Here is a 7,677-nt window from a genome sequence, read left to right on the forward strand (position 1 = left end):
TTGGCAGATTATACAGCCAGCCCCCCGCACGCGTGGCGCATCCGCACCGGCAACGTTTTACTCCCCGGGGCTGTCCGGCGGCGCGCCCGCTTCGTGGATCTTGCGCATGCGGTATGCCAGCGTGGGCCGGCTCAGGCCCAGCAGGCGCGCCGCGGCCGACAGGTTGCCGCCGGCCTGTTCCACGGCGGCGGCGATCAGCGTCTGTTCCAGCTGGTCCAGCGACCACGCGCCGCCGGGGTTGAGCATGCCGGGCACCAGGTCCAGCAATTGCCGCCCCGGGCTGGCGCCGCCGGCCCCCTGCGCACCATCGCGCTGCTGCAGGCGCCCCGTCACGCTCAGCGAAAAATACGACTGCTCCGCCTCTTCGCCGCTGGTAAATAGGTGCGGCAAGTCGATCGGACCATCCTCGTCGGCATAGATCGTGCCCCGCTCCACCAGGTTTTGCAGCTCCCGTATGTTGCCGGGAAACGCATAGTTCAGCAGCGCATCGACCGCGCGCGCCGTGAACCCGGTCAGGCGGCGCTGGTGCTTTTGCCCGTAATGGCGCAGGAAATAGCTCATCAACAGGGGAATGTCTTCGCGCCGGTCGCGCAGCGGCGGCAAATGGATGGGGAATACATTCAGCCGGAAAAACAAGTCTTCGCGGAAACGCCCCTGGCGGATTTCTTCCCGCAAATTGACATTGGTGGCCGCCACCACGCGCACATTGACCCGCAACGTGCGCACGCCGCCCACGCGCTCGATTTCCCCTTCCTGCAAGGCGCGCAACAGCTTGCCCTGCGCTACCATGCTGAGGGTGCCGATTTCATCGAGGAACAAGGTGCCGCCGGCGGCGCGTTCGAAGCGGCCCGGGCGCGACTCGGAGGCGCCGGTAAACGCGCCCCGTTCGACGCCGAACAATTCCGATTCAATCAGCGTTTCCGGAATCGCCGCGCAATTGACGGCCACGAAAGGCCGTTGGCTGCGGCGGCTGATCTGGTGCAGCATGGAGGCGAACATTTCCTTGCCGACGCCGGATTCCCCGGTAAACAACACGGTGGCCTCGGTCGGCGCCACCCGGCGCAGCATGTGGCACGCCGCGTTGAATGCCGAGGACACCCCGACCATTTGCCGCTCCTGGTCCGCGTCGTCGCCGGCGGCCGGGAACAGCACGGCCGTGTTTTTCGATGTGGCGCGCTGCCCGTACGCATTGGTGCTGACGAATTCTTCCGCGTTCAGGTAACTGAGGTCTTCCTCGACGTCATCCCACTCGTCGGCCGGCTTGCCCACCAGCCGGCAGTGGCGGTGGCCCATCGACTGGCATTCGACTTCCCGGTAAATGATCAGCCGCCCCACCAGCGCGCTGGTATAGCCGATCGCATAGCCGGTCTGCATCCAGCACGCCGGTTCCGTGCCGATGCCGAAGTGCGCGATATGGGCTTCGTCTTCGCTGGAGTGATGCCACAGGAATTCGCCGTGATACGTGCCGCGCTCGACGTCGAACTCGAAGTGCACCGGTTCGACCTTGACCGCCCCTTCCAGCGCGTGCATGCGCGGACCGGCCGCAAACAGCGCCGCCGGCTCCGCCCCCGGCCAGCGCTCGCGCAACAATTGCGCATCGCGCACGCCGGCGGAATAGCCGACCCGCGTCAGCAAACCACGCGTCTTTTCGATGCCCAGGCTCTCCATCAATTCATGGCGCAGGTTGCCCAGTGAACTGGTGTGCAGCAATTGCATGCGCTGGCCGTTGAGCCAGATGCGCCCGTCGCCGGGAGAAAACTGCAGGCTTTGCATCAAATCGTCCAAGGTCGGCGGCGCGCCCGCGTTCATGTGCGCGCTGTCGCCGCGGTTCAGGATTTTGCCGCCGCCCCTGGCCATTTCCGCCAGCGATACCTGTTGCACGTTTGCCATACGCCTCCCCCTTTTCATCAAATAGTACAACGGCGCGTGCGGCTTTGATCATTTGATGAAATTTTTCCGCCATCCACCTCGCTGCTGCACTGCAGCACTTCCGCGCCGCCCAGGAAAATTAATTATTAAATATAAGCATTTAGCCTGATATCGCAGTGCGGCACAAGCACCCTTGCCGGGCTCTGGCATGGAACTCGCTATTCCTTTCCCAAAAACCACATAACTCAACCGATGGAGACAACAATGGACGCATCCGGCACGATCGCGTTTTTGCACGACAGCACCTGGCACGGCAAGGTCTTTGACGGCGACTGGATCGCCGCCCACGGCGGCAGCCAGCCCATCATCGAACCCGCCACCGGCGACACGCTGGGCGCCACCGGCCTGGCCGACGCCCACGACGTGGCGCGCGCCGCGCTGGCCGCGCGCGCCGCCCAGCGCGGCTGGGCCGCCATGGATTACAAGCAGCGCGCGCAAATCTTCCGCAAGGCGGCCGCCTTGCTGGAACAGCACGGCGACGAACTGGCCGCGTGGATCGCCCGCGAAACCGGCGGCATCCTGCCAAAGGCGCAGCTGGAAGTGCGCGAAGCCACCGCCCACCTGCACGAAGCGGCCGCCATGCTGACGCAGCCGCAGGGCCAGTTGCTGGCCGCGCCGCACGGCCAGTTCAGCATGGCGCGGCGCGTGCCGCACGGCGTGGTCGGCGTGATTTCTCCCTTTAACTTCCCGCTGATCCTGTCGATCCGTTCGATCGCGCCGGCGCTGGCCATGGGCAATGCCGTGGTCCACAAGCCGGACCTGCAAACGCCGGTCACGGGCGGCGTCATCATCGCCCGCATTTTCGAAGCGGCCGGCTTGCCGAAAGGCGTGCTGCACGTGCTGCCGGGCGGCGCCGACGCCGGAGAAGCGCTGTGCAGCCATCCTGCCATCGCCATGGTGTCGTTCACCGGTTCCACCGCGGTCGGCCGGCGCGTGGCGGAACTGGCGGGGCGCACGCTGAAAAAAGTATCGCTGGAACTGGGCGGCAAGAATTCACTGGTGATCCTCGACGACGCCGACCCGGACATCGCGGCCGCCAACGTGGCCTGGGGCGCCTACCTGCACCAGGGCCAGATCTGCATGGCGTCCGGCCGCATCCTGCTGCAGCGGGGCATCGCCGCCGCCGTCACGGAACGCTTGCTGGCCAAGGCCAGCACGCTGCCCGTCGGCGATCCGATGAGCGGCACGGTGGCGCTGGGCCCCCTGATCAATGGCCGCCAGGTCGAGCGCCTGCACGGCATCGTGCAGGATTCGATCGCCGCCGGCGCGCGCCTGCTGGCCGGCGGCCGCCACGACGGCCGCTTTTACCAGCCCACCGTGCTCGATGGCGTCACCCCCGGCATGCGCTGCTTCGAAGAGGAACTGTTCGGCCCTGTCGCCTCCATCACGGTGTTCGACAGCGACGCCGACGCCATTGCGCTGGCATCAGACACCGAAGGCTGCCTGGCGCTGGGCGTGATTTCACCGTCGCTGGCGCGCGCCATGCACATCGTCAACCACGTGCCTTGCGGCCACGCGCACGTCAATGACCAGACCGTGCTGGCCGAAGTGCACGCGCCGTTCGGCGGCAGCGGCACGTCCGGCAATGGCGGCCGCCACGGCGGCCCGGCCGACTGGGACGAATTCTCGCAATGGCAATGGCTGACCATCAAGAGCGAAGCGCCGCGCTACCCGTTCTGACTGTTTTCCACCCTGACAACCCCAACGGAGACACCATGGATTTACTCAACAAGACCATCGTCATCACCGGCGCCTGTTCCGGCATCGGCGCGGAAAGCGCGCGCCTGGCGCGCGCCCGCGGCGCCACCGTGATCGGCATCGACCGCAATCCGCCCGGCCTGACGCTGGATGGCTTCATCCAGGCCGACCTGGGCGACACCGACGCCATCGACGCGGCCGTGGTGCAATTGCCGGCGCAGGTCGACGCGCTGTGCAACGTGGCCGGCGTGCCCGGCACCGCGCCGATGGAACTGGTGGCGCGCGTCAATTACCTCGGCTTGCGCCACCTGACCGAACGCGTGCTCGAACGCATGCCGGCCGGCGGGTCCATCGTCAACATCGCGTCCATCCTGGGCGCCGAATGGCCGCAGCGGCTCGCGCAGCACAAGGAACTGGCCGCCACGCAAGGCTTCGACGCCGGCGCCGCGTGGCTGCGCGACCATCCGGTGCACCAGGACACCTGCTACCAGTATTTCAAGGAAGCGCTGCTGGTCTGGTCGTTCGCGCAATCGCAGCGCTGGTTCCTGGAAAAGTCGGTGCGCATGAATTGCGTGGCGCCGGGCCCGGTCTTCACCCCGATCCTGGGCGACTTCGTCTCCATGCTGGGCGAAGACCGCGTGCAGCGCGATTCGGCGCGCATGAAGCGCCCCGCGTTTGCCGACGAAGTGGCGCCGGCCGTGCTGTTCCTGTGCTCGGACGCCGCGCGCTGGATCAGCGGCGTCAACCTGCCGGTCGACGGCGGGCTGGCCTCGACCTACGTCTGAATCCGCAGCAACCGCAATACCCGCAGCATCCGCAGTCCACACATCTAAAACAACCCCTGGGGGAGACAATGAAACTGCAACGCACATGGCCGCCGCTGCGGCCCACCATCCTTGCGCTCGCGCTGGCCGCCTTTGGCGCATCGGCGCACGCGTACGAATTCGACACCGGTTCCGACGTCAAGGTCACGTGGAACAATACCTTCAAGTACAGCATGGCATACCGCCTCAAGGATGCCGACCCGCGCCTGCTGGCGGGCGGCTATCAAGGTTATGGCCCGGCCGACTTTACCGGTTTCAACCTGGACGACGGCAACCAGAATTTCCGCAACAAGGGCGTGGTGTCGAGCCGCGTCGACTGGCTGACCGAATTCGACGCCGGCACCCGCAACGCCGGCTTGCGCGTCAGCGCGGCGGCCTGGTATGACAGCGCCTATACCGGCAGCAACGACAATGCGTCGGCCGCCAGCAACGCCGGCGTGCTGGACGGCTATGCCGGCAACGCCTTCACCAAGGGCACGCGCATCCTGCACGGCCGCAATGCCGAATTGCTGGACGCCTTCGTGTTCGGCAAAGGCAGCCTGGGCGACATGCCCGGCACGCTGCGCGTGGGCCGCCACACGCTGCAGTATGGCGAAAGCCTGTTCTTCGGCGCCAACGGCATCGCCAATGCGCAGGGCCCGGTGGACCTGGTCAAGCTGCTGTCGGTGCCGGGCGCGCAATTCAAGGAAATCCTGCGCCCCGTGAACCAGGTGTCCGGCCAGCTGCAACTGGCGCCCAACCTGTCGCTGGGCGGTTATTACCAGTTCGAATGGCGCCCTACCCGCATTCCCGGCGTGGGCAGCTATCTGAGCGCATACGACGCGGCCGGCGCCGGCGCCACCGCCTTCCTGGTCGCCCCCACCAATTCCGGCGCGCCGGCGTTCTACACGCAGCCGGACATGAAAGCGAAAAATTCCGGCCAGGGCGGCTTGCAGCTGAAATTCACGCCGGCCGGCTCCGACGTCGAATACGGCCTGTACGCGGCGCGCTACCACGACAAGACGCCGTATTTCTACCTGGGTTTCGCGCCGGCCTTCCCGCCCGGTGCGCCGGCCACCGTGCAAGCGGTCTACGCGGAAGGTATCCGCACCTTCGGCGCCAGCGCCAGCACGGTGCTGGGCGGCTTCAACGTGGCGGCCGAAGTGTCGGTACGGCGCAATAGTCCGCTGGTCAGCGATCCCACGCCGAACTTCCTGTCGCGCCAGGGCATGGGCGTGCCCGCCAATAATAGCGGCAATCCGGCCTATGCCGTCGGCAACACGGCGCACGCCAACCTGTCGGCGATTTACGTGCTGCCAACCAACAGCCTGTTCCAGGGCGGCGCGCTGCTGGGCGAGCTGGCATGGAACCGCACCACCAGCGTCGCCTTCAAAGGCTCGCTCGACCCCAACACCACGCGCGACGCGACATCGATGCGCATGATCTTTGAACCGGCGTATTACCAGGTCATGGACGGCCTCGACCTGACGGTGCCGATCGGCCTGGGCTACAACATCGACGGACGCTCGTCCGCCATCTTCAACTTCAACGGCGGCAGCGCGCATGGCGGCGATTTCAATATCGGCATCAATGGCAGCTACCAGCAGGACTGGAAGTTCGGCATCAGCTACGTGCGCTTCCTGGGCAAGACCGGCGTCTTCCTGAAAAACAACCCCGCCACCGATACGCCCATCCTGAGCTATGCGCAGCCGCTCAAGGACCGCAACTACATCTCGTTCAATATCAAACGCGCGTTCTGAAGGAACCCATCATGAAAGCATACGCAACCACCCTGTCCACCGCGATCGCCCTGGCTTGCGCCACGCTGGCGCCGCACGCCATGGCCGCCGTCAGCCCCGAGGAAGCGGCCGCGCTGAAATCCACGCTGACGCCGCTGGGCGCGGAAAAAGCCGGCAACAAGGAGGGCACCATCCCCGCGTGGGAAGGCGTCTACAGCAAGGTCCCCGCCGGTTACAAGGAAGGCGACGCCCGCCCCGACCCGTTTGCCGCGGAAAAGCCGCTGTTTGCCATCACCGGCAAGAACGTCGACCAGTACGCGGCGAAACTGTCGGCCGGCACCGTGGCCATGCTGAAGAAGTATCCCAACTACCGGCTGGACATTTACCCGACCCACCGCACCGGCGGCGCGCCGAACTGGGTGTATGACAACACGTTCAAGAACGCCACCCGCGCCAAGACCGTCGACGGCGGCTATGGCGTCGACGGCGCGTTTGGCGGCACGCCGTTCCCGATCCCGAAAACCGGCTATGAAGCGGTGTGGAACCACCGCCTGGCATGGACCGGCGAAACCGCGATCTATGCCACCCGCACGTGGATCGTCACGCCGGACGGCAAGCGTTCGCTGGCCAACGAGGCGGAACAAACCATCATGCGCCCGTATTATTTCAAGGACGGCAGCCTGGAAAAAATGGACGGCCCTTACCAGTACGGCCGCCTGATCACGCGCGCTCCGGCATCGAAAGCGGGCGAAGGCATCCTGGCGCACGACGGCCTGAATGAAAAATCGCCGCGCGCGCTGTGGCAATACCTGGTGGGCCAGCGCCGCGTGCGGCGCGCGCCGTCGGTGGCGTACGACACGCCGGACTCGGTGACGTCCGGGATCGGCTTCTTCGACGAAGCGTTCATGATGTTCGGCCCGATCGACCACCACGAATTGAAGCTGGTGGGCAAGAAGGAAATGTACATCCCGTACAACAACAACCGCGCGGCCGGCGCCAAGATCGCCGACCTGGTCGGCCCGCAATTCCTCAACCCCGACCTGGTGCGCTGGGAATTGCACCGCGTGTGGGAAGTCGAAGCCACGGTGGCGCCGGGCAAGCGCCACGTGGTCGCCAAGCGCCGCTATTACCTGGACGAAGACACGTGGCAAGCCATCCTGGCCGACGGCTATGACGCGCAGGGCCAGATCTGGCGCAGCAATTACACGCTGACGTTGCTGGCGCCGGACTTCCCCGCCGTGATCGGCAGCGTGATGTGGGGCACCTATAACGTGCAAACCGGCGCTTACCTGCTGAACGCGGCGTCGAATGAATTGCCGACCCAGTACAAGGCCATCCCGCGCCTGCCGGTCAGCTATTTCGGCCCGGAAGAACTGGCCAACCAGGGTTCGCGCTGACGCGCCGGCCACAGGAGTCGACATGAAGATCCTTGCAATCCTGCTGGCCGCCGGCGCGCTGCTGCCGCCCGCGCTGGCCGCTGCGGCGGCCCCCGCCGCGGCGCCGGCGTT

Annotated in this window: 5 protein-coding genes; 4 read left to right on the top strand and 1 reads right to left on the bottom strand. The window is 66.0% G+C overall.

Features of this window, described 5'->3' with window-relative positions; translation table 11 throughout:
* Positions 1 to 57: 57 nt before the first annotated feature.
* Positions 58 to 1,890, bottom strand: coding sequence for a sigma-54-dependent Fis family transcriptional regulator (locus tag GJ700_RS14995; protein WP_154375158.1), 1,833 nt, complete (start codon positions 1,888 to 1,890; stop codon positions 58 to 60).
* 243 nt (positions 1,891 to 2,133) lie between these two features.
* On the opposite strand from GJ700_RS14995, the gene GJ700_RS15000 reads away from it, so the two are divergent.
* The 4 genes from GJ700_RS15000 to GJ700_RS15015 all read left to right on the top strand — a co-directional run bounded on the left by GJ700_RS15000 (position 2,134) and on the right by GJ700_RS15015 (position 7,566).
* A complete protein-coding gene (locus GJ700_RS15000; protein ID WP_154375160.1) occupies positions 2,134 to 3,609 on the top strand; it encodes a benzaldehyde dehydrogenase in 1,476 nt (491 codons plus the stop codon).
* 35 nt (positions 3,610 to 3,644) lie between these two features.
* On the top strand, positions 3,645 to 4,412 hold the full coding sequence (locus GJ700_RS15005; protein ID WP_154375162.1) for a coniferyl-alcohol dehydrogenase: 768 nt from the start codon (positions 3,645 to 3,647) through the stop codon (positions 4,410 to 4,412).
* A gap of 68 nt (positions 4,413 to 4,480) precedes the next feature.
* Entirely contained in the window at positions 4,481 to 6,190 is a 1,710-nt protein-coding gene (locus GJ700_RS15010; RefSeq protein ID WP_154375164.1) for a DUF1302 domain-containing protein, read from the top strand.
* 11 nt (positions 6,191 to 6,201) lie between these two features.
* Positions 6,202 to 7,566 (top strand): DUF1329 domain-containing protein, encoded by a 1,365-nt coding sequence (locus GJ700_RS15015; RefSeq protein ID WP_154375166.1) that lies wholly within the window; start codon positions 6,202 to 6,204, stop codon positions 7,564 to 7,566.
* Positions 7,567 to 7,677 lie beyond the last annotated feature (111 nt).

The sequence above is a fragment of the Pseudoduganella rivuli genome (assembly GCF_009674485.1).
Taxonomy (GTDB): Bacteria; Pseudomonadota; Gammaproteobacteria; order Burkholderiales; family Burkholderiaceae_D; genus Rugamonas; species Rugamonas rivuli_B.